This window comes from Bacillus sp. G1(2015b) (genome assembly GCF_001482475.1).
Lineage (GTDB): Bacteria > Bacillota > Bacilli > Bacillales > Bacillaceae > Bacillus > Bacillus safensis.
In genome coordinates, this window is the sequence record NZ_LKIC01000028.1 from 46,534 (window position 1) to 70,773 (window position 24,240).

Below are 24,240 nucleotides of genomic sequence, written 5' to 3' on the forward strand. Positions count from 1 at the left end.
GATGTCAGTGTTTAAAAATGCACCTCTGGAATTTACGGTAAATCCGTATAACCAAGGTGTAAAATTAACAAATATTAAATTCTCTACTATGGATAAAGGTACAGCCAAACTTGAATTTCAATTGTTCAAAGATGGCGTACCTTTACCTTTGTCGGCATTAAAGGGTAAACTCACAATGGTTTTCCCGAATGGATCAAAGAGAATGAAAGAAGTAACTTTATTAGACAAGGTTGAAGGAAAAGCTGAGTACATTCTGGATGATGTTGAAATTAAACAATATGGAACAGTAAAAGCAGCCTTAGTTATGTTTTACAGCAATGGTCAGACAATGTCAGTTCATGAATTTACATTCAATATCGAACAAAGTTTAGTAGATCAAGACATTGTACCCCTAGCAGAATACTATATTGATGATTTTGAGACTCTTAAATATGCAATAGAGAAAATGTCTTCTGAAGCAAAGCAAACTTTAGAGGAGTTAAAAGCAAAGTTTGATGATCTGGAGAAGATCGAGACTAAAGAAGGCGCACAAGCTAAGGTAGATGAACACGCTAAGGATACAAAATTGCATGTCACAGAAGCAAAACAAAAGTCATGGGATGCAAAAGAAACAACAACTGGTTCACAGGCTAAAGTAGATGCAGCACTATTAGCAGCCAAAAAATATACGGACGATCATGCTAACAATAAAGAAATACATGTTTTACAGTCCGATAAAGACAAGTGGAATAATGGTCAATTATATAGATTGACTCAAAATAATGGTAAACCCATTTATAAAGGGGTAAGTGAGACAACAGATTATAACGAGATAATTGACACTGGTTTTTATCTTATCTTTAACAGGGGAGTAAACGCGCCTCCGTCAATAAGTGGAGCCTTCATGATCGTGATTAGCTATGGGAATATACTTATGCAGACTGCATATGACACGAATGGGCGAAAATCGTATTATAGAATTAAAAAAACTGATTCTACATGGACAGCTTGGCAGTCCTCATTGACCGAGGAAGACAAGATAACCGAAGCTGAAAAGGATAAATGGAATAATGGTCAATTGTCTAAGATCACTGCAGACAACGGAATTCCGTTGATCTCTCTTAAAGATACATCCATGAGCATCCTTGATACGATTATCAATAATGGAGTAAGGCAAGGAACTTTTTACGCAATTGCCGGTTCAAAAGACTTGCCGAATCAGCGCTCTTTCCGAGGTTTCTATCATATGACTGATTCTACAAACGGTGTAGCCTCTTTCGGATGGGTATATGCAACGGATTACGCCAACAACATATATACAAATTACCTTAACAATAACGTATGGAGTGGTTGGGCAAGGTTGTCTAATCCGACTATGTTGTCCGAAACAGGTCAAAGCCAACTACTTCCAAATGGCACAGACATTCTAACGTTACCTTCTGGCTATTACTATGCGGTCGGAACAAACGTAGTCAACATGCCGAGCAAAACAGATTCATCTTGGTTCAATATTTACGTTATTGATAACAGTAACAATCGAAAAACGTTTCACATTATACGGAGTGGCGATAACCTACAATGGTGGGGAACGACTCACACTGACGGATCATTCAGAGGATGGAAACGGATGCTAACGGCAGAAGATGTGGCAAACAGTACTTTTGTTGATACTTATGATCAAGATAACTCTTCTGTTTCAGCTGCTGAGAATGTAGCTACCAAGCTAAATTTCGGTGCCACGAGAGCAGACGACATAGCCGAGTACAACCAAACACGTTCTGAGATTACTCTAAAAAATAACGGACTATATCTAATCAGGCTTTATGTCACTAGCACTAATATCACAGTCGGATCAGATAATATTTTATCATGCTATGTGAATGGAACAGAGTTTCAACGTTTTGGAAACTGGAACCCAACGACAGCATCGAGTACGTGTGTGCTTTATTTAACACAAAAATTTAAAGCTGGCGATAAGGTAACCTTTTACATAACGCCAAAGGGCACTAACAAAACAATAACAATAAACACAGCTTACGTTACGATGAGTTATTTGAGATAGGAGTGAAAAAATGAATAAGGCACTAGCGATTAAATATTTATATCCAGATGCTGAACTAGGTAAGGATTTCTCTGTTAGAGATGATGGTGAAGGACAATTCATAGACACCTGGGCATTAGAGGAGCCTATCCCCTCTGATGAAGAGTTGGAGTCTGCTTGGCAAGAGTACCTCAAACTAGACAATGAACAGCCTATGACTCAGGTTGAAAAACAATTACTTCTTATTGGAGAACAGTTAGCGAAAGAAAAAATCGCTCGTCAACAGTCAGAAAGAGTAAATGCAACATTAGGGAAACAGCTGGCAGAAATTCAATTAGAAATCCTTAAACTAAAAGGAGGTTTTACAACAAATGAATCTTAATTTCTGGGTGCTGGCACTGTTTTATAAATGGGCTACAACTTCAATGGTAAAGCAAGCTATGTCCTTTAATGACTGTACCGTTGAGGAATTACAAGAGGGTATTCAAGAGGGCTATGTTACTCCTGAACAATATGAAGAAATCACAGGTGAGCCATACGAGGTATAGGCTTATTTTTTATGAAAAAAACACAGAAAGGATTGAATAAAAATTATTTTAAATTTAGAAAACCTAGAAATTGCAACAACATACCTTTTCGGAGGTGTTAAATATCTAGACTTGCTCCTGTTACTGTCTTTAGTAGACATCTTAACAGGAGTGGTCAAAGCTGCAAAGGAAGGAAATCTTAGATCGAAGAATGCTTGGTTCGGTTATGTTAGAAAATTCTTTAGTTTTGCAGTGGTTATCTTAGCAAACATTATCGATCAAATTGCAAACTTGGGAGGAGCTTTAGTATTTAGTACAGTTTTATTCTATATCGCAAACGAAGGGCTATCCATTCTGGAAAACTTAGCGCAAATGGGCGTTAAAATCCCTTCATTCATTAAAGATAGACTTCAAGTAATCGAAAAAGACACTGAAGATAAAAACGGAGGTAATGAATAATGGCAATTACAATTACAAAGAACTTGGTAGCATCATCTAAACACAGATTGAAAGCACCTTACTCTATGGACGCAAAATACATCACAGTGCATAACACTTATAATGATGCTCCTGCAGCTAATGAGGTTAACTATATGGTCGGTAACAACCAGCCAGTATCATTTCATTATGCTGTAGATGGTGACGGTGTTGTACAAGGTGTTCCAGTTGATCGTTCAGCTAGACACACAGGAGATGGGGAAGCAGTAAACTCAGGAAATAGAACATCAATCGGTGTAGAAATCTGCTATTCAAAATCAGGTGGAGACAAATATAAAAAAGCTGAAGCGATGGCCATTAAATTTATCGCACAACTATTAAAAGAACGTGGTTGGGGCATTGATAGAATCCGTAAGCATCAAGATTGGTCTGGAAAGTATTGTCCACACCGTATTCTTGCAGAAGGTCGATGGGATTCATTTAAAGCATCAATTGAAAAAGAGTTGAAATCAATCACAGGTAAGACTTCTTCAGCATCAAAACCACCTAAAACTACCTCAACAAAAACACCTTCTAAATCATCCTCTAAAGCTAAGTACACGCTTCCTACAGGCATCTTTAAGGTAAGTACACCTATGATGAAAGGAACGGCTGTAAAGCAAATTCAAGAAGCGTTAGCTGCATTATATTTCTACCCAGAAAAAGGTGCTAAAAACAATGGTATTGATGGGTACTATGGAGCAAAAACAGCTGATGCGGTAAGACGATTCCAGTCTATGCATGGCTTAGTACCTGACGGAATTTATGGTGAAAAAACTAGAGCAAAACTTGCATCATTATTGAAGTAAATTTAACAAAACTATTTACAACGGTAAATAGGTATGCTATAATTAAAGTATAGAAAGGAGGTGCTAACGTGGACGAGGTGAGAAATTGGATTCTTTCTATCGCAGGTATCGCAACCATCGTCAAACATATATACGATATATGGACAAAGGAAAGCGAAAAGCATAGAAAGAATAAGAAAAAGCGCTCCAGCCGTGCAAGGAAGAAGCGCTAAGTACACTAGAGAAAAGGGGAGAAATCCCCTTACTCTCTATAATAGTATACTGCAAATTAGTGTATCAGTATACCACAAGTACACAAGACCAAGTCCACAATAATATGAGAAAATACTTTAAACACTATAGCACAGCTGATTTTGCGGTTATGTTAATCTTGATTGCTGGTATAGTTGTAATTGACACAACAAGCCAGGGTATTTCAGGAAAAATTGCAAATACTGTATTATTAGCAGCCGTTGTAATCACCTTGTTAAAAGGATTAATAATGATGTGGAGAGAGAAATGATGAACGAACACGAAAAAGTTAAGTTTATTCAAGAAGAAGTCTTAACATCTTCAGAAGCTTGTGAGGCACTTGATGTTACTCGGCAACGTCTGAGTGCCCTCATTAATTCTGGAAAGCTCAAACCTGTTAAAAAGGTTGGTACAGTCGCTTTGTTCTTACTGCAACATGTACAGAATCTTGAAAAAGAATTAAAAGAAGGGCGGAAGAAATACCGTCCTTATGATTAAACTTAATTAGTATTCGCTTATCTTCCAAGATTCGTTATACTACTACGGCTCCTATTAATTTAGGAGCTTTTTTTGTGTATTAAAAAAGACCTTCAAACGAAGGCCATTAATTGAATTTCTTTTTTAATCCATCCATCATATCTGCAGCATAAAAAGATTGTAATAGTTCATCTACATTGATTTTTTTATCCTTCTTGCTTAGAAATTGATCAATTATCTTTTCATATTCTTCTCTAGTGTTTCCTTCGATTTCTGAAAGGTTCAGTTCCTCACCAAAGTGTCTAATGAACGCTAACCTTGTTATATCATATGCCTTTTTGTCTTCCTCTTCACAACTACAAAATGCTCCTGAGAGAGTGATGAGGAATTGAACGTCTTCATCGTCTAAACCATTGGCTTTTTGGAATTGAATGAATTGATTTTGTGACATATATAGTCACCATCCTTTTATCTAAAGTATGAGTAGATCAGCAGTGAGAACAATGTATTCAACAACAAGTCCAATTGTATCAGCTACACCCGAATCTATATGTTTTTTAAGCTCTGCAGAAACAACCTTTCGAGCCCTACCAGCTGCATTTTTTGGAGTATCAAGAATTTTTTCTAATTCTTTAATGATCCTGTTTGCATTTTTGACAGTACCATTAACTGCTTCCTTTCCAAAACGTTGCTTTAAAACCCATTGTGCCCAGTCGTTATTTACTAAACCTTTAATTACTTTGATTGCTGCCTTAATACCCGCACTTTTAGGGCCATTTGTAGTAGCAAGTGGATCATTGTTAGCATTCTCAATAGCTTTAAATGCTTGAATCAAGGCTTCTTGTTTTTCTAATGGTACATCTCTTAAAACAAGTTGTTTCTGAAGCTCAGTAGGTTTGATAGTTACTACCAAATCTTCTTTCTGTTCGACCATTTCTTCTGCATGTGTAGCTGTAGTTGGAATAAATACTGCTGCTGATATGAGAACTAGCAACATCTTAACAAAAAACTTTTTCATTGGAATACTTCCTTTCTAATCATTTTTCAATAGTGAGGATATCACAAAATGAAATGAATTTTACATAAATTAGAAGAAATAGTATTTAAATCACACGCTTTTTGTCTTCGTTTTATTCGATGTGTTACTAATTTCTTACAGCGTAAAAGAGGTATATTTGCACACAAAAAAACCACCTACACATAAATGTAAGTGGTTATTTAAACAATTTCCCCAATAGTCTTCCTGTTGCCTTTCCTGCGGCTCTTCTAGCTATTCTCTTGCCTACTGTACCCTTTTGAACAGCATTCACATCACCAAGTATCTTGGCTGATTTATAAAGCGCAGAACGGATTTTATTGATCTTCATGTACATTACCCCTTTGTTTGATGTACTTGCAAAACTTTTGCTTAAGAGTCATTAGAATCATCTTCTGCAATGTAAAGTAAATCCTCAATTTTTATATCCAAGGCTTCGCAAATCTTGCCTAATGTCTCACGTTGGTATTGTTTAGCAGTGTTATTGTAAAACCTTCTAACGGTTTCAAATCTTAGGTCGTTTCCGAAGGCGAAACCCCTAATTGATAAGCCTCGTTCATCTAATATTTCTTTCAGTCTTGTTTTAACAATTTTAGTCAACAGTTTCACCTCCATTTTGATTATAGCAAAAAACAGAATCGAAAAGTGGATTTTCTTTAAAAAAAGACTACAAAAAGGTGTTGACACCTTTAGGGTGTTGGTTTATGATTAAGTCAACAACAAAAGCGTGTCAGGGAAGGAGAGTTAAATGAACCATATCACAATCGTTCAAACCGAATTCAACACACAAGAAATAAACAATCTTTACTCAGCAATCATCGTTAAAGAAGGTTATGCAGTGGGAGAGTGTGATGGCCAGATTGTTCTAGCTGAAATCACTCAACGAACTGACGGTAACTACGATGAGGGAACGATCTGGTATATAGGAAGAAACGTTCCATACGCAGACTTAGAAACGCTTGCTGAGGTCGTTACACACTTATTGAAGCAAATCACACTTTGGGAAGTCTTAACCGATTTGAGGATATTAGAACCGAAGAATCAAGAAACGGAATTTGATTGCATTATCCTTGATCCAACTAAACCAATTACAAAGGGGAAATGAACATGTTAAACAATGTGAATCCAAACTGGAAGCTATCTGTAGGTCAAAGAGTGCAAACGTTATACGGACTAGGAACAATTGAAGAAGTACATAGCAATGATCAATATGGAGTCGCTGATGATGAGTACAACATGCTTGATATTTATGGTCGTAATGAGTTAGCTGTAGTGGGGTTAAATTAATGGGGAAGCTGTTTAGAAGGTTCATAGATGAGGTGCTCTTTGTAACGATCATGAGCACATTAGGGCTATTCCTACTGCTCATGATCGTCATTTCTAGCTGATTAGAAAAGTGTTGACGCACTATCTAATCTGATGGGTTGGTACAAATCCCATGATACCAGCCCATTCTAACTTATTTTTAATCTATATTCAATAGGTCGTAGATGAAATATCCACGACCTCATTTAAACATAGGTCGTGCATTTTGTGAGGTTCATGATGAACCTTACAGCTCTAGTTCAAGGTGAACCATACTTAACTAAATAGAATCAGTCTATACTCCTGGATCAAGGTGTTGTCTTTAGTGATGCCTATTTTAAGGGTAAGACTGTCGTGGAATGCGCTAACACACGTTAAACTTGAAAGGGTAGTGACTCAGCCGATGCGATAAATGAGGATAGGATATCTCTGTGCTTCCCTATTTGCACATGTATCTGAAAGGAGAAAGCTGCCATTAAGTGCTGTACGAAGGATGGGTGTATCGTTTCTGACGATGCAGGACAAGCCACAAGTATCAAAACGCAAAATTGCGTTCAGAGAAACTGTTAGGGACACTTGACACAGTAGGCTTGTTTGGGGAATAACCAACGGCAAATAGGGTGACACATACGGATACCATAAGCTTGATACACTATCAAGATGATCAGTCGCCTGTCTGAGTTTGTTTATTTTTTTTTACAAGCAAATTCAGGCAGACAACTTGTCCAGCCGTTGTCCATTGCTTTCAACCTATCAAGCCAAAAAACAAACGACAAGTCAAGACTAATAGTGAAAATAAATGTGCAGACGTCTGCACATATCAAACAGGAGGGTAACATGAGAACAATTACTATGAGCAAACAAAACATTGAAAGATCAACACAATCAATTGAATCGAGAACAAAGGTGATAAAGAAAGCGTTAGAGACTGCGAAACATCTGAAAAGAAAAAGAAAAGGTAACACACTCTAAAACAGAAAGAGAGATGTTACCTTTTTGTTACCTTTTATATAAAATCAGTGATAAAACATATATAAACATTGATATAACAGGGTTTTACCTAACACTATTCAAGAATAAATATTTCCCGGTTCCTGAAGACCGAATAAATTCGCTGCATGATCACTATCTCTAAAACCAAAGGAGCTTGTTTGATAAATAGGCACGGCTCTTGAATAGGTCGCTGAATCAAGCTCCTGACCCGCGTGAATGGCTTTTGTTTCTAAACGAAATGGACGTTCTTCTGACATGTGTGTATCCTCCTTTTGTTAGATAAAACCAACTGTTTTGATAAGAAATATTTAATAAGACTATAAATCTTGTTCACTGCTCGGTCAATCATTTTTTAGATAAATCTGAAAAAACAATAAATATAGTTGACAGGTAGGAATAGTATGTATTAACATGAGCATACTGAAAACGCGAACAAGAATGGCTGATCGGTCAACCGAAGGCTCTATCACTCAAGCATGAGTGAAGAGCCTTTTTTTATTTGAATGAGAAAGGATGATGAAGATGGAAAAAAAGAAAAAACGAAAAAAATACAGAAAACATATGGATATCACACTAGACATCTTAATTGAGCGGAACAAATATGAGATTTACAGCAGCAAGGAACGAATAGAAGCGATTTACGATCGGATTGATGAAAAGCATACAAGGACAAAATAACTATTTTATAAATTTGAGTTGATTTATGGGATTAATATGATTTAGGATGGTGCTAACAAATCAATATGATTAGCTGATCGGACAACACGAAGGCTCTTATCTCTTTTTTGGGGATAAGGGCCTTTCTGTGTATTTATCTGATGGCAAGAGGAGTGGAGGGTTTCAATGACGATTTCAATTGATATTGCGGATAAATCCTTTTGGAAAGACAAACAGTCCATTCGGGTTCTTGAAGACTTGAAATTGAGCATGATTCCAGGTGAATTTGTAACAGTGATAGGTCCGAGTGGATGCGGAAAAAGTACATTGCTAAAAATCATAGGCGGGCTCGACACATCGTATGATGGGCAAATTTTGATAGGAGACAGACGGGTCACAGAACCAGGAATGAAACAAGGCTTTATCTTTCAGGAACACCGCCTGTTTCCATGGCTGTCAGTCGAAGAAAACATAGCGGCCAATTTCAATTTAAAACAACAGGATGTACGCCGTAAAGTGGATGAATTGATAGAAATTGTTCGATTAAAAGGATTTGAACATGCTTATCCACATGAGCTTTCAGGAGGAATGTCGCAACGGGTTGCCATTGCGAGAGCACTCCTTCGTGATCCGGAGATCTTATTGCTTGATGAACCGTTTGGTGCGCTGGATGCATTCACACGAAAACACTTGCAGGATGTGCTGCTGGACATTTGGCAGGAGAAAAAAACAACGATGATGCTCGTAACTCATGATATTGATGAATCGATTTATTTAGGAAATGAAATTGTGCTCTTACAAGCGAGACCTGGCCGAATTCATAAAATTCTTCCTGTGAATCTGCCTTTTCCGCGTGATAGAACATCAACCTCTTTTCAACATTTAAGACAAAAGGTGCTTTCAGAATTTGAGAAAACAGATGAATTGTTACTAACTGATGGATCAGGGATTTAGGGAGGGGAAATCGCATGAAAAAGATACAAATGATCGTGATTTTTTTGATTCTTCTCCTTGTTTTAGCAGGGTGTGGTCAAGCAGCAGACGGCTCAGAAAACAAGGTGAAAGAAATTCGGATTGGGATTCAGCAAAGTTTGAGCCCGCTGCTTTTAGCAAAGGAAAAAGGGTGGTTTGAACAATCATTTGAAAAAGAAGGAGTGAAGGTAAAGTGGGTGGAGTTTCAAAGTGGTCCTCCCCAATTTGAAGGACTTGCTGCAAATCAATTAGATTTCTCGCAAGTTGGAAACTCACCTGTCATAGCAGGTCAGGCAGCAGGTATTAATTTTAAGGAAATTGGTTTATCTCAGGATGGGCTGAAAGCGAACGGTATTTTAGTGAATAAGAACAGTAAGATTCAAAAAGTAGAAGACTTAAAAGGGAAAAAAATCGCTGTCGCTAAAGGGAGCAGTGGCTTTGACTTTTTATACAAAGTATTAGATCAGGCAGGTTTATCTGCGAAGGATGTTCAGATCATTCAGCTTCAGCCAGATGAAGCGATATCAGCATTTGAAAATGGGTCCGTTGATGCTTGGTCGATCTGGGAACCGTTCTTATCACTTGAAACGATCAAAAAAGGAGCAAAGCTGCTGGTGAATGGGGAAGCGACTGATTTATATTCTCCAGGTTTCACACTTGTTCGCACTCAGTTTGCTGATCAGCATCCTGAACTAGTGGTGAAATTTTTAAAGGTATATGACCATGCGGTGAAGTGGCAGAAATCACATCCAGAAGAGGCTGTTACTCTATATGCGCGTTTAAAAAATTTAGATAAGAAGGTCGTCACACAAGTATTAAACAATACGGAACCACTCAATAAGCCCATTTCGAAGAAGATCATCAATGCTCAGCAGCATACCGCTGATTTTCAATATAAAACAAAGGCAATCCAGCGGAAAATTGATGTCAATCAGGTTGTAGATAATTCGTTTATTGAAAAAATGCTTAAAGAGGAGATGGATGAATGAAAGCTATTTCGAATCCGGCTTTAGCATCTAAAATCGAGCGGACAAAGAGAAAAAGGAGAAAAGTTTCTTTATATAAGTTAAAGGGACTGGTATTACCTGTTTTACTTATTGCGGTTTGGCAGATTATAGCTGGTTCTCAAATTGTTTCTTCCACTGTATTGCCTTCGCCCGTTTTGATTGCTGAATCCTTTCGAGAGTTGATACGTTCTGGTGAGCTGTTTGGCCATCTTTACATCAGTCTTTATCGAGCAATATGTGGATTTTTACTTGGGGGAGGCCTAGGTCTTATCTTGGGCGTATGCGTAGGATTTTCTAAAAAAACAGAGCAGTACGTAGATCCGACCTTGCAAATGCTGAGAACCGTTCCCCATTTAGCGGTCACCCCTTTATTCATCCTCTGGTTTGGCTTTGATGAAACGGCGAAAATTTTATTGATTGCACTTGGGGCTTTTTTTCCGATTTATATTAATACTTTTCTAGGTATTCGCAGTGTAGATAATAAGCTATTTGATGTGGCCCGCGCCTTAGAGTTTAATCTGTATCAAAGCATCACAAAGCTGATTTTACCGGCTGCTCTTCCGCATATTCTTCTGGGCGTGAGGCTGTCATTAGGAATTGCTTGGCTAGGTTTAGTGGTAGCTGAGTTAATGGGTTCAAGCAGCGGCGTCGGCTATATGATTATGGATGCAAGGCAGTTCTCTCAAACGGATAAAGTGTTTGTCGGAATTATCATCTTTGCAGTAGTAGGTAAGCTGACAGATTCATTTGTACGTCTGTTAGAAAAGCGTCTGCTCAAGTGGCGCACTAGCTATCAAGGTGAATAATAACAGGGGGCGATGTCATGAATATTTTATGGTTTATTCCAACGCATGGAGACGGCCGTTATTTAGGATCAGCAAAAGGGGCAAGACAGGCAGACTATCCATATTTTAAACAGATTGCTCAAGCAGCTGATCAGCTTGGTTATACAGGGGTCTTGCTGCCGACTGGAAGATCATGTGAAGATCCATGGCTGACGGCAGCTGCTTTAGCTGCTGAAACCACTCATTTAAAGTTTCTCGTGGCTCTTAGACCAGGGCTTATGCAGCCGTCTGTTGCTGCTAGAATGACGTCTACATTAGATCGTCTTTCAGGCGGAAGGCTGCTGATTAATGTGGTAGCAGGGGGAAGTAAAGAGGAGCTTGAAGGAGATGGACTGTTCATTTCTCATGATGAACGCTATGAGGCAACAGAAGAGTTTTTGACGATTTGGAAGCGGTTATTGAAAGGAGAAAATGTTCAATTTCATGGCAAACATCTACAAGCGGAAAATGGCCGGCTGTTATTCCCACCAGCTCAAACCCCCCATCCACCAGTCTTTTTTGGTGGATCATCATCAGCAGGAATTCAAGCGGCTGCCAAGCATACAGATGTCTATTTAACTTGGGGCGAACCGCCTGCACAAGTAAAAGAGAAAATTGAACAAGTGAAGAAACAGGCTGAAAAGGAAGGAAGAACGGTGAAGTTTGGCATTCGTCTTCATGTGATCGTGAGAGATACCGAAGAGGAGGCATGGCAGGCAGCGGAACATCTGATTCGTCATTTAGATCAGAAAACAATTGAGGAGGCGCAAAAAGTTTTACAGGGGATGGACTCAGTAGGTCAAAGACGAATGGTGGAATTGCATCAAGGGAGGAAAGACAAACTTGAAATTAGCCCAAATCTTTGGGCAGGCATTGGCTTAGTACGCGGCGGTGCAGGAACAGCACTCGTCGGAGATCCGCAAACAGTAGCAGATCGTATCATAGAATACCAGTCTCTAGGCATTGATACATTTATATTTTCTGGCTACCCGCACCTAGAAGAAGCTTATTATTTAGCAGAGCTTGTTTTCCCGCTTCTTCCATTCAAGAGATCGGGGGATACAGGACTCTCTGTGCCAGCTGGTGAAATCATTGGGAACAATCATTTTCCAGATGCAGCCTCTGCTGCTAGTTCCTCATAAATATGAAAAAGCAAAGCAGTCTGCGATGGCTGCTTTGCTTTTTTTCATAGAATAGGAGCGAGTCATATGTTGTGTACTGCTGAACAAGGTAAGGGCTTTTTTCCCAATCGATTTTCTTGTATATACATATTTTCAGAGTCAAGAGAAGAAGGAAAATATACTCACTCTTTTATCGGAATGATCAGTAAATATTTCATAATTGATGTTATTGCGACATATAATCAGGACTTTTATATCTGATATATCGGGGGAATTCTTTCTATCTCACAAAAAAGAAAGAATAAAAATGATAGATGATAAATATGGACTATTTGAAAAAGGGAAGAAAAAAGATGGTGCAAATGACATTAAATGGGTTTTGTGGTTCTTAAGAGGTGTTAAAATCTAGTAAATAAGAGAGGGTTTAAACAGATGAAAGTGAATAATTGAATAAAAAGTCACGTTTTAACCAAATGTATGTTCGGTCAAAAATGGGATGTTCTGTAGATGTTTGGCGTGTGACGCCTATGATACGATCATCATAAGCTGGGAGGTGAAAAGTATGACTTATGCAGCGCCGCAAGTTGACTATTCCACTATGGAACCTGCTATTATGGACCAAGCTTGGTTCTTAGTATTTGTTGCTGTCCTTCTTGGATTGGGAGCAACAGTCGTTCTAGGAGCAGCAGTTTGGTGTATCGCAAACGGCAAGGGTAGCTTTACAGGAGCCGTTCAGTGGGAAAGTGGCTTAAAAGTCCAAATTGAATGTAAGTAGCTATACTTAGGATTCATCTTTTTACTTCTTAGATAAGACACCAGGGCTAAACCGTCTGTGGCGGGCGGTTTAGCCTGATCTGTTTTTAAAGAATATGCAGACACTTGGAGGTTATATGTTTACGATCGAGAATTTAACCAAGACGTATAAAAATAACGTGACTGCTGTCAATGATTTTCATTTAAAGATCAACCCTCATCAAATCGTTGCTGTTGCTGGACCGAATGGTTCGGGTAAAACAACGATGATTAACTGTATACTTGGCATCATTAAGCATACAGAAGGAAAAATTCATTTGCAGGGCGTCACTAATGATGAACCATCCTTTAAAAAACAAGTAGCCTATGTTCCAGATGACCTGCTGCTCCCTGAAGCATTGACTGGTGCTGAATATTTAGAGTTTGTTTCTTCTATGTATGAATGTAAAACAATTCACAGAAGAAATCAACTAATTGAACTGTTTGATATGGACTCGGCTTTATCAAGACCGATCGAAACCTATTCACATGGGATGAAAAAAAAGACACAGCTGATTGCTGCCTTTATGCTTGATAGTCAATTGGTGATCATGGATGAGCCCTTTAGAGGACTTGATATTGAAGCGGTTATAAACACAAAGAAACTGATGAAGCGGTATGCCGAGCATCATGGTGCGATCTTGCTTTCAACGCATGATATGCTTTCAGCGGAAGAGCTGTGCCAGAAAATCGCCATTATTTCTAAGGGAAATAAAATGGATGAAGGAACAGTCTCAGCCTTAAAGGAGAAGTATCAATCAAGCACACTGGAACAGGTGTTTCTGAAAGCTTCAATGTTAAGTGATAGGGGTGCACATTTTGATGAAATCATTAATCATTTCTAAAATGATGCTTAAAATGTGGCAGCAGGAGATGTATAAGCTCTTTGATACTCAAACGAAGCGGATCATTGTGGTCTTATTCTTTTTGTTTGCCGTCACAATGGGGGCCATTATCGGATATAGCTTTACAGGTGTCTTTATGAAGGCTTTCTTAAATGGAGATGAACGGTCACTTGGATTACTCGTTGTCTCAATGGCGATCAATGCCTCTATTTTTACAAGCTTGTTATTCGTGTTGATCAAGGTCAGAACACCTGAACAAGACCGGTTTTCTATGCAGCTCAGCTGGTTTCCGCTCTCTACCTTTCAGAAAAGTTTTGGATACTTCATTCCGATGGTGACAGTGGTGACAGGACTTGTTTTATTTTTTATCGGTATTCTGCTTTTACCTAATTTTATTGCCCAGGGAATAGGTATTTTCTTTATCTTTACTTTCTTTTTGATGGTGCTTTTGCAGTCGCTCTTTGTCTTAATGCTCCTGCAGTTTATTTACAATATCACTTATTTACTCGTTTTGAAATTAAAATTACCGTTGCAAAAATTTGCAGCGATATTTGTTTTATTGGCACTCGTTGTTGCGTATGGATTGACGCATTTTGATATTAGCCAAATTCAGCAATCATATCTACAGTTTGATTATCATTTGATGTATTTTACAGCACCGTTTTTCTTAGCGGCACAAGGAATGTCTCCTGAAGGGGTGAATTATGCCATCTTGATTCTGTTCATCCTTTTATCGGCAGGCGGCGCATTTCTTTCTCTTGCGATGATGCCGATTATGGCAGAGAAAAAAGCGTTAACCTTTTTACACAAGCTGCCATTCTCTTCTTCAAAAAAGTGGTCACTTATTGTGAAGGAAATGAAGTCACAGGTACGGAATGAAGAAAACATTTTAAACTTTCTTATTCTTCTCATTGTGATCTTATTCGTTCGTTATCAATTTGGATTCCGTTTTGAAGAAGAAGCGTTTTTTGTTCTATGTGCTCTTGCTGGATTAACAGCTTTCAATTCGTTTGGCAATGATAAACGAATGCTGGGGATGTATAAAACATTTGGCCTGAGATCATGGGAAGTGGCTTTGTATAAGTTTATCGGCCTTCTGCTTGTTGGTGTACTGCAAATTGTTTTATTCATGCTGACAACGCTGACGCTTCCTGATCAAATTTGGCACGCGTTGATTGGTGCCGCTGTCTTATGCAATGCCACTGCACTCTTTTATATAGTAGGTATTTTACTTCCTCTTGATCGAAACAATCCCTACACAGGCATATTTTCATTTGGAGCGCTTATTTTACTCATGATTCCGATTGTTTTTATTGGAAACTATGTCATAGGGGCATCGAGTCAAACGCTTCAATGGCTGCTTGTCGCTGCATTTGAGGGCCTGCTTATCTTTGCCATATACAAAGGTTTTTCATGGAGGTATTCACATGATTCAACTTCTTAACAATAAGCTAAAGATTGAGCGGGTACCGGAACTAGCGCCGTATGTGACCTTACAAAAGAGGCATCTTACGGATACGCAGTATGGAAGCACACTCCCGATCAATGAAAGTGCCTATCATATGTTAACGAAAGTGGACGGTAAAAGGACAGAAGCGAGTATTACAGCAGAGCTCGCCGATTTATTTCAGGTCGATGAGTCGGTGATTGCTCGTGACTTTTATCAGCTGATGACGGGATTGAATCAGCATCACTTGCTGTCCATTCATTATCATTCACCGTATCGGATTGTGACAGCCTGCTGTCAATTTTTCAAGCAGTATCAAGTCAAAATGAAGGAACGATTTGATTGTACTGGTCACTCGTTCCTTCACATTTTTGGAACGGCTTTGTTCATGGTGACGCGTAAAATCATCTTTTTCTGGATGCTTTTCATGGTCATGGCAGGGCTCGCTTTTTTATTCATTCCTGATCCATCGATTGCAGCCATTGCGATTTATTTTACGATTATTTATTTCGGGTTAATTACCGGAACTGCCTTACATGAGGCGGCACATGGCTATGCGCATCGAAAATTTGCAGGGCGAGATGGTCCTCAAGGCTTTTTTGCGAGTGACATGATGTCAGTGAAGTTTGTAAGACCCGTATTAGATCCGTTTCAGAAAAAGCAGGTATGGATTACGCTGCTTGGACCGCTCGTTCCCGGTGTGATTGGCGCAGCAGGCATCATAGTGACCATTTTATTTCTAAAAGAAAATCCGGTTTCGACAGGTTTTTTCATTTTTTCAATCACGTATTTTATTCAATTACTCTATCTTCTTCCGTTTATGGGGGATGGTAAATCCATTATGAAGCAGCTATTGCTTGGTGGAATAGGAGGACAACGATCATGAACGTACAGGCGATGAAACAAGGCGCAATAGTTGGTGGTTTTTTGGGGTTCTTAGGCTTTCCGATGCTGACAATCGGCGTACTGTTCTATCATTTATTTCAATCAAAAACGAATGATGCTTTATTATTTAACAGTCTCGCTTTTGAGATGGAAGGCTCGTCCGCATTTACTTTTCAGATCAAGCCGAACTTTTTTATTTATATGATTGTGATTTTTGCTGTGAGTTTTCTCATTGTGGCATGCCTATCAGCAATAAAGCAGAAAAGAGCGAAAGGTTAGGAGAATTCTCCTAATCTTTTTTTGTATGACAAACCAAATTTTAGTATAATAAGAAATAAAAAACATCAAAGGGGATCACAATGTTTAAAAAATGGAGCATTCTTTTATTCACAGTTTTTCTATTAGCAGGATGTGGCGAGAAGGCTGCAGAAACGACGACAACCGAAAAGACGGTTTCGACAATAAAAACAGAGCCTGCCACTAAAAACCAAGTAACCATCGAACAAATGAAACTCTCAAAAAAAGAAAAAAACTTACTAGAAGCAGCAACGACTAATGAAAAGGTGGCTCTAACACTGAAAGGATTAACGAAGAAGAACAAGAGTATTACGTTTATCGGGAGCCATTACAAAAATGGCCGATTAGTGAATAAGGAAGCATCATCTGCTACCTTTACTTTACACCAGAATGGAACCGACCAAACGGTGAATGTACTTCTTCAATTACATCATGAGAAAGATACATATGAATCACAATTTAGTATTTGGTCAGATAAAAAGAATGATGGGATGACGAAAGCGACATCAAACTTTCCGTTCAAAGTAAGTGACTATGTATTTTCTGCACAACCTGAAACTGTCAAAGTTGCTTCTGGAGAAAAGGCTCTGATTGCGTATACAGCGGCGATGGGGAAAGACGGGGGTTCAACTATATTTGAAGAGATTGAGAAGAATCCAAAGCAAGCGCTGAAAAATAAGTCACATGCATACTTATTTTATATCCAGCTAGATAAATAACTATCGTAATATATACGGAGAATATGAATTTTTTTGACGAAAAATCTTCATATTCTCTTGACGAATTGTTAAGAAAGTTGTAACATAATAAAAGTCAACGCGATGACGTTGCTTTTAAAAAATTGATGCGGGTGTAGTTTAGTGGTAAAACCTCAGCCTTCCAAGCTGATGTCGTGAGTTCGATTCTCATCACCCGCTCCAATACATAATTTTGTTTATAACGCAGTATTTCGTTTCATAGATAAACGAAGTGTTGCGTTTTTTATTATGTCAGTATAATGTGAAAAAGCACTGTCAGGCTACAGTGCTTTTTCAATGAGTTCATATTTGCTTTCTCCGCCATGTATTTGTACAAACATCTTCGTCAAGGATTGAATAAGAGCTTCACTCTTTTCCCGGGAAATAGATGGAGGGAAAAGGATGATTTGAAGAATGTTCTTTGTGTCTGGAGAAATATGTGCTGTACTTGCTTGAGAAAATAATCCATTCAGTCCTGCGCCGTCCTGCCATTCGATGTGACCAGCCTCATGTTTTGTCAGTGAAAGCGGTCCTTTGATGCGATCGGCATCTAATGTCAGGATGGGTAAGAAATATTTTAGTGAGAAAAATATCGACAAATCCTGTACGGAATTGGTCGAGTCAATAAATTGTTCCTTTTGGATATCAGAAAGAAGTGAAAGGAAAGGAACATCCTTTAAAAGATCCGTCCATTCTTTGATGGCTGGTACTTCTTCTAAGACTTTATCTTCGTATTCAAAAAATAAAGATTCTTGAAACAGGCGTAAGCGGCCTTTTAACATTTGAGGTGATGTGCCAACTTCAATATGCGAATATTCAATCTGCCCAACATGGATAGACGGGTTTTGAGGATGAGAAATTTCCATATGTATCTTCACAGTGACTCACTCCAATCGGTCATGATACACTCGTATTATACTGAAAACAACAGAAGAAACAAAGAAAGGAGGTTTGCAAGGTGATTCATGTTGGAGAATTAAAAGAAGAATTGATTCAATATGCGAAAGAAATTGGTGTGGATAAAATTCGATTTGCAAGTGCCGATACATTTGATTCATTAAAGGACCGTCTCATCTTACATGAATCGTTAGGGTATTTGTCAGGCTTTGAAGAGCCTGATATTGAAAAACGGACAAACCCTTCTTTGCTGCTTCCGAAGGCCAAATCAATTGTTGCGATAGCGCTCGCGTACCCTTCCAAAATGAAAGATGCTCCACGAAGTACAAAGGATGCGAGAAGGGGGATCTTTTGCCGGGCTTCATGGGGAACAGATTATCATGTCGTGCTGAAAAAAAAGCTTGATATGCTCGAAGAATTTTTGCGGAGCAAGCATGTCGATATACGGACAAAATCAATGGTGGATACAGGAGAATTGTCTGATCGTGCTGTAGCAGAACGTGCTGGCATTGGTTTTAGTGCAAAGAACTGTATGATTATCACGCCAGAGTTTGGATCCTATGTGTATTTGGCTGAAATGATCACAAATGTCCCGTTTGAGCCGGATGAGAAAATTGAAGACCAGTGCGGAACATGCAATAAATGTGTGGATTCGTGTCCAACAGGTGCGCTTGTGAATCCTGGACAGCTGAATTCTCAGCGGTGCATTTCATTTTTAACGCAGACAAAAGGGTTTTTACCTGACGAATTTCGTTCGAAAATAGGAAATCGATTGTACGGGTGTGATACGTGTCAAACTGTCTGCCCGATCAATAAAGGAAAAGATTTTCATCTGCATCCTGAAATGGAACCGGATCCTGAAATTGCAAAGCCGCTGTTAAAGCCGCTTCTGACGATCAGCAATCGTGAGTTTAAGGAAAAATACGGTCATGTTTCAGGTTCATGGCGGGGGAAAAAGCCCATTCAGCGGAATGCAATTTTGGCACTCGCTCATTTTAAAGATACATCTGCCTTACCAGTGTTAATTGAGCTGATGCACAAGGACCCAAGACCGGTCATTCGGGGAACAGCTGCTTGGGCAATTGGGAAAATTGGCGATGATCAGCAGCTCCCAGAGCTGGAAAAGGCCCTTGAGCGGGAAAGTGATGAAGAAGCGAAAGCGGAGATTGTGAAAGGGATTGAGCTCCTGCAGACACCTTTAAATACTAAATAACATCCCTGTGAACATAGAATGAACCAAACAGAGATTTTAAAAAATGTTTGGTGGTGTCTGTGTGAAACAATTATTAGAGAAAACTTTAGAAGACAGGCTGGCGTATTTAATCAATGACCGTGCAATCAAGCAGCCGCAGCTTATGTCTGATGTGGAAGCAGTAGAGCGGAAAAAAGAGCTTTTTGCTAGAAGACAGGTTGAAATTGTGAAGGCGAAAGCAAAAACAAAACTTCTCGATTCATCCATTCAAGATGATGGTGCTCAGCATGTGCAGTATCTTGCTCATCTCACATATGTCTGCAAGGATGTAGACGATTCTTTTTATTTAGAGGAACAGGTGGAAAAAAGAGAAGCATTTCTTTATAACGACATGCTTGTCAAAGATCGGATGATGCTAGAAGAACGGCAAAGGGAAGAGCTTATGGATGAGCGCTTTCAGATCGAAGAACAATTCGGCAGAGCTTTTCACTATGACCGGCGGGCAGCTGTGCAGTATGCGGAGACTTACTGGAATAAGCGGAATCCAGCCTATAAAAATTTTGAAGATAACTGTACAAATTTTATTTCACAATGTTTGAAAGCAGGGAATGCGCCAACAAGAGGATATCCGAACCGCGGGTCTGGCTGGTGGGTGCGTCCGCATACGTGGAGCTATAGCTGGACGGTGGCTCATGCGATCAAAAATTATTTAGCGAATTCGAAAGCGGGTTTGAGAGCAAAGAAACTCAAAGAACCACGCGAGCTTCAAATTGGAGATGTCATTTGCTACGATTTTGAAGGTGATGGAAGGTATAATCATACAACTATTGTTGTTGATCATGACAAAGGCGGAATGCCTCTTGTGAATGCACAGACGTATGACTGCCGCATGCGTTATTGGTCATACGAGGATTCGACCGCCTATACACCTGCTATTCGATATATGTTTTTTCACATTTTGGACGATGCCGCGAAAGGTAGTTAGTGGTATAATGTTGAGCGGAAAAGAAAATTAGAGGTGAACTTTTTTGGGACTTCATGTCGTTTTATATCAACCAGAAATTCCAGCTAATACTGGAAATATTGCGCGTACATGTGCAGCAACAAATACAACCCTTCATCTGATTCGTCCGCTTGGTTTTTCGACAGATGACAAAATGCTGAAGCGTGCAGGACTCGATTATTGGAAATATGCCAATGTGGTCTATCATGATTCACTTGATGAATTGTTTGAGGCTCATCCGAAGGGGCAATTTTTCTATATCACAAAATTTGGCCAAAAGCCGCATACGACATTTGATTACTCTCAGCTGGATGAAGACTATTTCTTCGTCTTTGGCAGAGAGACAAGTGGATTGCCAAAAGATTTGATTGAACAGAATATGGACCGTTGTCTTCGCTTACCGATGACAGAGCATGTTCGTTCTCTGAATCTGTCGAATACGGCAGCCATTCTTGTATATGAGGCACTTCGCCAGCAGCAATATCGCGATCTCATATAAGATCATGATAAAAGCCGAGATACTGATCTCGGCTTTTTTATGTGAGATAAGATACAGATAGATGAAAAATACGACTTAATTATACTTTTTTTGACATGTTAAAAAATAGGTAGTATGATAGATTGTGATGGCGTTTTCAAAAAATGATGAATCCATTAGGAGGAGTAATGAGATGAAAAAGCTACTGATCACTAGTGCCATTAGCTCAGCAATTTTAATGGGGACGATTCCAGTCAGTATTCCAGGACTCTCTCAGACGCAGGAGATAGAAGCAGCTCAGCTATCAAAAGGGATTGGCGGGCGTACTTATATCAATAGTAACGGATCCATATTGGTCACAAAAATTCAGCTCCCTCCCGCAATGAGTGTGTCAAATGGTACAGCTTATATTTATTCTGGATTCACAGGTTCAAAGGAAGCGGATATTGGGCTTCAATACAGTCCAACCTATAATGTGTGGAAACCTACGATGAAAGTGGGAGCAAATAATCAAGAGACATATATCGAAGGAAAAAATGACTTTACGTATACAAAGGGATTTAAACCTGGAAGTACTGTTCAAATGACGATTTATAAAAATTTGAATGGGCATACAAGAGCGACGTTCTGGGGTACAAATAATGTTGGCTATACCGGACGCATTATTACAGAAATTCAAAACTCAAACATTGGCGCTGTGACTAAGTGGAAACTACTGTCGACGGTAGCAGTAACTGACGATATTTATCGAAAAGACATCCGTGCGAACTTCTCTACTCGTTTTACTGACATCACATTAGATAATCGTGCCGTCACACCTGTGGTCGATACGCAAGACTTTACGAAGGTTCAGGTGTCAGGGAATACAGTGAATATGCAAGTGCTGAAAACAACGAACTAAATGAAAAAAGGATGTTCCGCAAATGGAACATCCTTTTTTTCATTTCCCAGGCTTGCCTTCGTAGCCAGCAGTGAAAATGGATACTAAAAACGTAATGATGACGCCCATCATAATGACCGTTCTCATATAAGCTCCCCCTTATCCCTTTGTTCCGTTCGCTGCCTGTTTCATATGATGTGAAGTTCACCTTGAAAAGCAGGAGAAGAAAATCATTTTTCTCCTATTTTTCCTTTATTATGAAGGGTCTTGCGGATGGTTGTCAATTCAGTTTGCCAATTCGTCATTTTGAAGAACGAAAGCATGTAATAGGACGCCTCCGCATAGATTGTAAAACAGTATCTGATTTCTAGCTTCAATCTTGAAAGAGGAGGTTCATATGGATATTTTAAAGAAAATCGAACAGCACAGAGAAGAAGAGCAGCGTCTCAAATGGGAAGGCACATTCAGCGATTATTTAGACATTATTAAGGAAAATCCACTTGTCGCTCAATCTGCTCATTCTCGCGTTTATCATATGATTAAAGACAGCGGGATTGAAGAGGAGAATGGGGTCAGAACCTACAAATTTTTTGATCAGGAGCTGTTTGGGTTAGAGGAATCACTCGAAAGATTAGTGGAGGAATATTTTCACCCTGCTGCAAAGCGGCTGGATGTCAGGAAGCGTATTTTATTACTGATGGGACCAGTAAGCGGAGGGAAATCGACGCTTGTCACTAGATTGAAAAGAGGACTTGAAGAATATTCACTGACAGATCATGGCGCAGTTTATGCGATCAAAGGCTGCCCTATGCATGAAGATCCGCTTCATCTTATTCCGCAAAATTTGCGGGAGGATTTCTATAGAGAATATGGGATTCGTGTGCAGGGGAATTTGTCGCCTCTGAACATGATGAGACTGGAAGAGGAATATGGCGGCAGAATTGAGGATGTAAGGGTCGAGCGGATCTTTTTCTCAGAGGATAAACGGACCGGCATTGGTACCTTTAGTCCGTCTGATCCGAAATCTCAGGACATTGCCGATTTAACAGGAAGCATCGATTTTTCAACCATTGCTGAATTTGGATCAGAGTCAGATCCCCGTGCGTACCGCTTTGATGGAGAACTCAATAAAGCAAACCGAGGGATGATGGAGTTTCAGGAGATGTTAAAGTGTGATGAGAAATTTCTATGGCACCTCTTGTCATTAACGCAGGAAGGAAATTTTAAGGCAGGGAGATTTGCCTTGATTAGTGCAGATGAATTGATCGTCGCCCATACGAATGAAACCGAGTACCGGTCGTTTATTTCAAATAAAAAGAATGAGGCTTTGCATTCAAGAATTATTGTGATGCCAATTCCTTATAATTTAAAGGTCACAGAAGAAGAACGCATTTATCATAAAATGATTTCAGAAAGTGATGTCTCAGATGTGCATATTGCCCCGCATACGCTGAAGGTAGCAGCAATGTTCTCCATTTTGACGAGATTGAAAGAGCCGAAGCGTTCTGATATTGATTTGGTGAAAAAAATGCGTCTGTATGACGGAGAAAGTGTCGAAGGCTTCCAGTCAGTCGACATTGATGAGATGAAAAAGGAATTTCATGATGAAGGGATGAGCGGAATTGACCCGCGTTATGTAATCAACCGAATTTCATCTACCATCATTCGAAAGAATATGGAATCGATCAATGCACTGGATGTCCTGCGCTCCTTAAAAGAAGGGCTTGATCAGCATCCATCTATCTCCAGCGAGGACCGGGAACGTTATTTGAATTTCATCTCAGTCGCGCGAAAAGAGTATGATGATATTGCGAAGAAGGAAGTGCAAAAGGCATTTGTGTATTCCTATGAGGAGTCTGCGAAAACGCTGATGGATAATTACTTGGATAATGTTGAGGCTTATTGCAATAAAAACAAGCTGCGTGATCCGTTAACGGGTGAAGAAATGAATCCTGATGAAAAGCTCATGCGTTCAATTGAGGAGCAGATTGGCATTTCTGAAAACGCCAAAAAAGCATTTAGAGAAGAAATTCTGATTCGTATTTCGGCTTATGCGAGAAAGGGAAAACGCTTTGATTATAATTCTCATGAGAGATTGCGAGAGGCCATTCAGAAGAAGTTGTTTGCCGATCTAAAAGATGTGGTGAAAATTACGACATCGACGAAGACACCGGATGAACAGCAGCTGAAGAAGGTCAACGAAGTAGTGGCTAGATTGATTGATGAGCATGGCTATAATTCAACAAGTGCAAATGAACTTTTAAAATATGTAGGCAGTCTTCTGAATCGTTAATAAATGAAGGAGGCATTATTGGCGCATCAGCACCGGTA

31 protein-coding genes, 1 tRNA gene and 1 pseudogene are annotated in these 24,240 nt (G+C 39.3%); 27 read left to right on the plus strand and 6 right to left on the minus strand.

The features are described 5' to 3' along the window. Position 1 precedes the first annotated feature (1 nt). The 7 genes from AMR95_RS14895 to AMR95_RS14920 all read left to right on the plus strand — a co-directional run bounded on the left by AMR95_RS14895 (position 2) and on the right by AMR95_RS14920 (position 4,562). The gene (locus AMR95_RS14895; protein ID WP_058838740.1) at positions 2-2,041 is read left to right on the plus strand and encodes a BppU family phage baseplate upper protein; all 2,040 of its coding nucleotides are present in this window, start codon (positions 2-4) and stop codon (positions 2,039-2,041) included. A 10-nt stretch (positions 2,042-2,051) separates the two neighbouring features. Then, positions 2,052-2,402, plus strand: a complete 351-nt coding sequence (locus AMR95_RS14900) for an XkdW family protein (RefSeq protein WP_058838741.1) — start codon at positions 2,052-2,054, stop codon at positions 2,400-2,402. Beyond that, positions 2,392-2,568 (plus strand): XkdX family protein, encoded by a 177-nt coding sequence (locus AMR95_RS14905; protein WP_058838742.1) that lies wholly within the window; start codon positions 2,392-2,394, stop codon positions 2,566-2,568. The genes AMR95_RS14900 and AMR95_RS14905 overlap by 11 nt, the downstream gene beginning before the upstream one ends. A gap of 36 nt (positions 2,569-2,604) precedes the next feature. Beyond that, positions 2,605-3,006, plus strand: coding sequence for a phage holin family protein (locus tag AMR95_RS14910; RefSeq protein ID WP_058838743.1), 402 nt, complete (start codon positions 2,605-2,607; stop codon positions 3,004-3,006). Then, positions 3,006-3,833, plus strand: a complete 828-nt coding sequence (locus AMR95_RS14915; RefSeq protein WP_058838744.1) for a peptidoglycan recognition protein family protein — start codon at positions 3,006-3,008, stop codon at positions 3,831-3,833. Before AMR95_RS14910 ends, AMR95_RS14915 begins: the two co-directional genes overlap by 1 nt. A gap of 68 nt (positions 3,834-3,901) precedes the next feature. After that, complete coding sequence (locus AMR95_RS19270) at positions 3,902-4,045, plus strand: hypothetical protein (protein ID WP_197412167.1); 144 nt, start codon at positions 3,902-3,904, stop codon at positions 4,043-4,045. Between the two features lie 289 nt (positions 4,046-4,334). Continuing rightward, on the plus strand, positions 4,335-4,562 hold the full coding sequence (locus AMR95_RS14920; protein WP_058838745.1) for a helix-turn-helix domain-containing protein: 228 nt from the start codon (positions 4,335-4,337) through the stop codon (positions 4,560-4,562). 106 nt (positions 4,563-4,668) lie between these two features. Here AMR95_RS14920 and AMR95_RS14925 read toward each other — a convergent pair whose 3' ends face one another. From AMR95_RS14925 to AMR95_RS14935, 4 genes are all read right to left on the minus strand, one after another. Further along, complete coding sequence (locus tag AMR95_RS14925) at positions 4,669-4,992, minus strand: hypothetical protein (RefSeq protein ID WP_058838746.1); 324 nt, start codon at positions 4,990-4,992, stop codon at positions 4,669-4,671. Positions 4,993-5,013: 21 nt separating this feature from the next. Continuing rightward, positions 5,014-5,559 (minus strand): hypothetical protein, encoded by a 546-nt coding sequence (locus tag AMR95_RS14930; protein ID WP_058838747.1) that lies wholly within the window; start codon positions 5,557-5,559, stop codon positions 5,014-5,016. A 196-nt stretch (positions 5,560-5,755) separates the two neighbouring features. Then, complete coding sequence (locus AMR95_RS19275; RefSeq protein WP_189282567.1) at positions 5,756-5,908, minus strand: hypothetical protein; 153 nt, start codon at positions 5,906-5,908, stop codon at positions 5,756-5,758. A 41-nt stretch (positions 5,909-5,949) separates the two neighbouring features. After that, positions 5,950-6,177 (minus strand): helix-turn-helix domain-containing protein, encoded by a 228-nt coding sequence (locus AMR95_RS14935; RefSeq protein WP_058838748.1) that lies wholly within the window; start codon positions 6,175-6,177, stop codon positions 5,950-5,952. A 148-nt stretch (positions 6,178-6,325) separates the two neighbouring features. Between AMR95_RS14935 and AMR95_RS14940 the strand changes: the two genes are divergently transcribed. The 3 genes from AMR95_RS14940 to AMR95_RS19530 all read left to right on the plus strand — a co-directional run bounded on the left by AMR95_RS14940 (position 6,326) and on the right by AMR95_RS19530 (position 7,854). Beyond that, on the plus strand, positions 6,326-6,682 hold the full coding sequence (locus AMR95_RS14940; RefSeq protein WP_058838749.1) for a hypothetical protein: 357 nt from the start codon (positions 6,326-6,328) through the stop codon (positions 6,680-6,682). Then, a complete protein-coding gene (locus tag AMR95_RS14945) occupies positions 6,679-6,864 on the plus strand; it encodes a hypothetical protein (protein ID WP_156414550.1) in 186 nt (61 codons plus the stop codon). The genes AMR95_RS14940 and AMR95_RS14945 overlap by 4 nt, the downstream gene beginning before the upstream one ends. A gap of 855 nt (positions 6,865-7,719) precedes the next feature. After that, entirely contained in the window at positions 7,720-7,854 is a 135-nt protein-coding gene (locus AMR95_RS19530) for a hypothetical protein (RefSeq protein WP_269435008.1), read from the plus strand. Between the two features lie 101 nt (positions 7,855-7,955). Here the strand turns inward: AMR95_RS19530 and AMR95_RS14950 are convergent. After that, positions 7,956-8,132, minus strand: a pseudogene (locus AMR95_RS14950) (PLP-dependent transferase); the annotation flags it as partial. Between the two features lie 265 nt (positions 8,133-8,397). Here AMR95_RS14950 and AMR95_RS14955 point away from each other — a divergent pair. The 12 genes from AMR95_RS14955 (at position 8,398) to AMR95_RS15010 (ending at position 17,642) form a co-directional block, all read left to right on the plus strand. Further along, positions 8,398-8,553, plus strand: a complete 156-nt coding sequence (locus AMR95_RS14955) for an FbpB family small basic protein (protein ID WP_039177358.1) — start codon at positions 8,398-8,400, stop codon at positions 8,551-8,553. Between the two features lie 165 nt (positions 8,554-8,718). Next, positions 8,719-9,486, plus strand: a complete 768-nt coding sequence (locus tag AMR95_RS14960) for an ABC transporter ATP-binding protein (protein WP_058838752.1) — start codon at positions 8,719-8,721, stop codon at positions 9,484-9,486. A 29-nt stretch (positions 9,487-9,515) separates the two neighbouring features. Beyond that, positions 9,516-10,493: an aliphatic sulfonate ABC transporter substrate-binding protein gene (locus AMR95_RS14965; RefSeq protein ID WP_442854368.1), complete on the plus strand. Its 978-nt coding sequence runs from the start codon at positions 9,516-9,518 to the stop codon at positions 10,491-10,493. Then, entirely contained in the window at positions 10,490-11,317 is an 828-nt protein-coding gene (locus AMR95_RS14970) for an ABC transporter permease (RefSeq protein ID WP_058838754.1), read from the plus strand. The genes AMR95_RS14965 and AMR95_RS14970 overlap by 4 nt, the downstream gene beginning before the upstream one ends. A gap of 17 nt (positions 11,318-11,334) precedes the next feature. Beyond that, positions 11,335-12,477: an FMNH2-dependent alkanesulfonate monooxygenase gene (ssuD, locus tag AMR95_RS14975; protein ID WP_058838755.1), complete on the plus strand. Its 1,143-nt coding sequence runs from the start codon at positions 11,335-11,337 to the stop codon at positions 12,475-12,477. 541 nt (positions 12,478-13,018) lie between these two features. Then, positions 13,019-13,231: a hypothetical protein gene (locus tag AMR95_RS14980; RefSeq protein ID WP_012009371.1), complete on the plus strand. Its 213-nt coding sequence runs from the start codon at positions 13,019-13,021 to the stop codon at positions 13,229-13,231. Between the two features lie 115 nt (positions 13,232-13,346). After that, positions 13,347-14,093: an ABC transporter ATP-binding protein gene (locus AMR95_RS14985; RefSeq protein ID WP_058838756.1), complete on the plus strand. Its 747-nt coding sequence runs from the start codon at positions 13,347-13,349 to the stop codon at positions 14,091-14,093. Beyond that, positions 14,071-15,537 (plus strand): hypothetical protein, encoded by a 1,467-nt coding sequence (locus AMR95_RS14990; protein WP_058838757.1) that lies wholly within the window; start codon positions 14,071-14,073, stop codon positions 15,535-15,537. The genes AMR95_RS14985 and AMR95_RS14990 overlap by 23 nt, the downstream gene beginning before the upstream one ends. Further along, positions 15,521-16,426 carry a PqqD family protein gene (locus AMR95_RS14995; protein WP_058838758.1) on the plus strand — a complete coding sequence of 302 codons (906 nt, stop codon included), beginning with the start codon at positions 15,521-15,523 and terminating at the stop codon, positions 16,424-16,426. The genes AMR95_RS14990 and AMR95_RS14995 overlap by 17 nt, the downstream gene beginning before the upstream one ends. Then, positions 16,423-16,704: a hypothetical protein gene (locus tag AMR95_RS15000; protein WP_058838759.1), complete on the plus strand. Its 282-nt coding sequence runs from the start codon at positions 16,423-16,425 to the stop codon at positions 16,702-16,704. Before AMR95_RS14995 ends, AMR95_RS15000 begins: the two co-directional genes overlap by 4 nt. Before the next feature lie 80 nt (positions 16,705-16,784). Beyond that, positions 16,785-17,441, plus strand: a complete 657-nt coding sequence (locus tag AMR95_RS15005; protein ID WP_058838760.1) for a hypothetical protein — start codon at positions 16,785-16,787, stop codon at positions 17,439-17,441. A 127-nt stretch (positions 17,442-17,568) separates the two neighbouring features. Beyond that, a tRNA-Gly gene (locus AMR95_RS15010) sits at positions 17,569-17,642 on the plus strand. Between the two features lie 98 nt (positions 17,643-17,740). On the opposite strand, the gene AMR95_RS15015 is transcribed toward AMR95_RS15010, so the two are convergent. Then, a complete protein-coding gene (locus tag AMR95_RS15015; protein ID WP_224927855.1) occupies positions 17,741-18,337 on the minus strand; it encodes a hypothetical protein in 597 nt (198 codons plus the stop codon). Between the two features lie 83 nt (positions 18,338-18,420). Between AMR95_RS15015 and queG the strand changes: the two genes are divergently transcribed. From queG to AMR95_RS15040, 5 genes are all read left to right on the plus strand, one after another. Continuing rightward, positions 18,421-19,569 (plus strand): tRNA epoxyqueuosine(34) reductase QueG, encoded by a 1,149-nt coding sequence (queG, locus tag AMR95_RS15020; protein ID WP_047202907.1) that lies wholly within the window; start codon positions 18,421-18,423, stop codon positions 19,567-19,569. A gap of 61 nt (positions 19,570-19,630) precedes the next feature. Then, complete coding sequence (locus tag AMR95_RS15025; RefSeq protein ID WP_058838881.1) at positions 19,631-20,533, plus strand: amidase domain-containing protein; 903 nt, start codon at positions 19,631-19,633, stop codon at positions 20,531-20,533. Between the two features lie 43 nt (positions 20,534-20,576). Beyond that, positions 20,577-21,050: a tRNA (uridine(34)/cytosine(34)/5-carboxymethylaminomethyluridine(34)-2'-O)-methyltransferase TrmL gene (trmL, locus tag AMR95_RS15030; protein ID WP_034282301.1), complete on the plus strand. Its 474-nt coding sequence runs from the start codon at positions 20,577-20,579 to the stop codon at positions 21,048-21,050. Between the two features lie 172 nt (positions 21,051-21,222). After that, positions 21,223-21,930, plus strand: coding sequence for a YrpD family protein (locus AMR95_RS15035; RefSeq protein ID WP_039177393.1), 708 nt, complete (start codon positions 21,223-21,225; stop codon positions 21,928-21,930). A gap of 376 nt (positions 21,931-22,306) precedes the next feature. Next, positions 22,307-24,202, plus strand: coding sequence for a PrkA family serine protein kinase (locus AMR95_RS15040; protein WP_024425326.1), 1,896 nt, complete (start codon positions 22,307-22,309; stop codon positions 24,200-24,202). The last annotated feature ends 38 nt before the right edge of the window (positions 24,203-24,240 follow it).

Excerpts from the sequence above, each read along its gene's own strand:
- AMR95_RS14970 (WP_058838754.1), top strand. The coding sequence starts at position 10,490 with ATGAAAGCTATTTCGAATCCGGCTTTAGCATCTAAAATCGAGCGGACA.
- AMR95_RS15005 (WP_058838760.1), top strand. The coding sequence starts at position 16,785 with ATGTTTAAAAAATGGAGCATTCTTTTATTCACAGTTTTTCTATTAGCA.
- AMR95_RS14985 (WP_058838756.1), top strand. The coding sequence starts at position 13,347 with ATGTTTACGATCGAGAATTTAACCAAGACGTATAAAAATAACGTGACT.
- AMR95_RS14960 (WP_058838752.1), top strand. The coding sequence starts at position 8,719 with ATGACGATTTCAATTGATATTGCGGATAAATCCTTTTGGAAAGACAAA.
- AMR95_RS14925 (WP_058838746.1), bottom strand. The coding sequence starts at position 4,992 with ATGTCACAAAATCAATTCATTCAATTCCAAAAAGCCAATGGTTTAGAC.
- AMR95_RS15035 (WP_039177393.1), top strand. The coding sequence starts at position 21,223 with ATGAAAAAGCTACTGATCACTAGTGCCATTAGCTCAGCAATTTTAATG.
- AMR95_RS19530 (WP_269435008.1), top strand. The coding sequence starts at position 7,720 with ATGAGAACAATTACTATGAGCAAACAAAACATTGAAAGATCAACACAA.
- AMR95_RS14930 (WP_058838747.1), bottom strand. The coding sequence starts at position 5,559 with ATGAAAAAGTTTTTTGTTAAGATGTTGCTAGTTCTCATATCAGCAGCA.
- AMR95_RS14915 (WP_058838744.1), top strand. The coding sequence starts at position 3,006 with ATGGCAATTACAATTACAAAGAACTTGGTAGCATCATCTAAACACAGA.
- AMR95_RS14900 (WP_058838741.1), top strand. The coding sequence starts at position 2,052 with ATGAATAAGGCACTAGCGATTAAATATTTATATCCAGATGCTGAACTA.
- AMR95_RS14965 (WP_442854368.1), top strand. The coding sequence starts at position 9,516 with ATGATCGTGATTTTTTTGATTCTTCTCCTTGTTTTAGCAGGGTGTGGT.
- AMR95_RS14920 (WP_058838745.1), top strand. The coding sequence starts at position 4,335 with ATGAACGAACACGAAAAAGTTAAGTTTATTCAAGAAGAAGTCTTAACA.
- AMR95_RS19275 (WP_189282567.1), bottom strand. The coding sequence starts at position 5,908 with ATGAAGATCAATAAAATCCGTTCTGCGCTTTATAAATCAGCCAAGATA.
- AMR95_RS14995 (WP_058838758.1), top strand. The coding sequence starts at position 15,521 with ATGATTCAACTTCTTAACAATAAGCTAAAGATTGAGCGGGTACCGGAA.
- AMR95_RS15000 (WP_058838759.1), top strand. The coding sequence starts at position 16,423 with ATGAACGTACAGGCGATGAAACAAGGCGCAATAGTTGGTGGTTTTTTG.
- AMR95_RS14990 (WP_058838757.1), top strand. The coding sequence starts at position 14,071 with ATGAAATCATTAATCATTTCTAAAATGATGCTTAAAATGTGGCAGCAG.
- ssuD (WP_058838755.1), top strand. The coding sequence starts at position 11,335 with ATGAATATTTTATGGTTTATTCCAACGCATGGAGACGGCCGTTATTTA.
- AMR95_RS14955 (WP_039177358.1), top strand. The coding sequence starts at position 8,398 with ATGGAAAAAAAGAAAAAACGAAAAAAATACAGAAAACATATGGATATC.
- AMR95_RS14940 (WP_058838749.1), top strand. The coding sequence starts at position 6,326 with ATGAACCATATCACAATCGTTCAAACCGAATTCAACACACAAGAAATA.
- AMR95_RS15040 (WP_024425326.1), top strand. The coding sequence starts at position 22,307 with ATGGATATTTTAAAGAAAATCGAACAGCACAGAGAAGAAGAGCAGCGT.
- AMR95_RS14980 (WP_012009371.1), top strand. The coding sequence starts at position 13,019 with ATGACTTATGCAGCGCCGCAAGTTGACTATTCCACTATGGAACCTGCT.
- AMR95_RS14895 (WP_058838740.1), top strand. The coding sequence starts at position 2 with ATGTCAGTGTTTAAAAATGCACCTCTGGAATTTACGGTAAATCCGTAT.
- AMR95_RS14905 (WP_058838742.1), top strand. The coding sequence starts at position 2,392 with ATGAATCTTAATTTCTGGGTGCTGGCACTGTTTTATAAATGGGCTACA.
- AMR95_RS14945 (WP_156414550.1), top strand. The coding sequence starts at position 6,679 with ATGAACATGTTAAACAATGTGAATCCAAACTGGAAGCTATCTGTAGGT.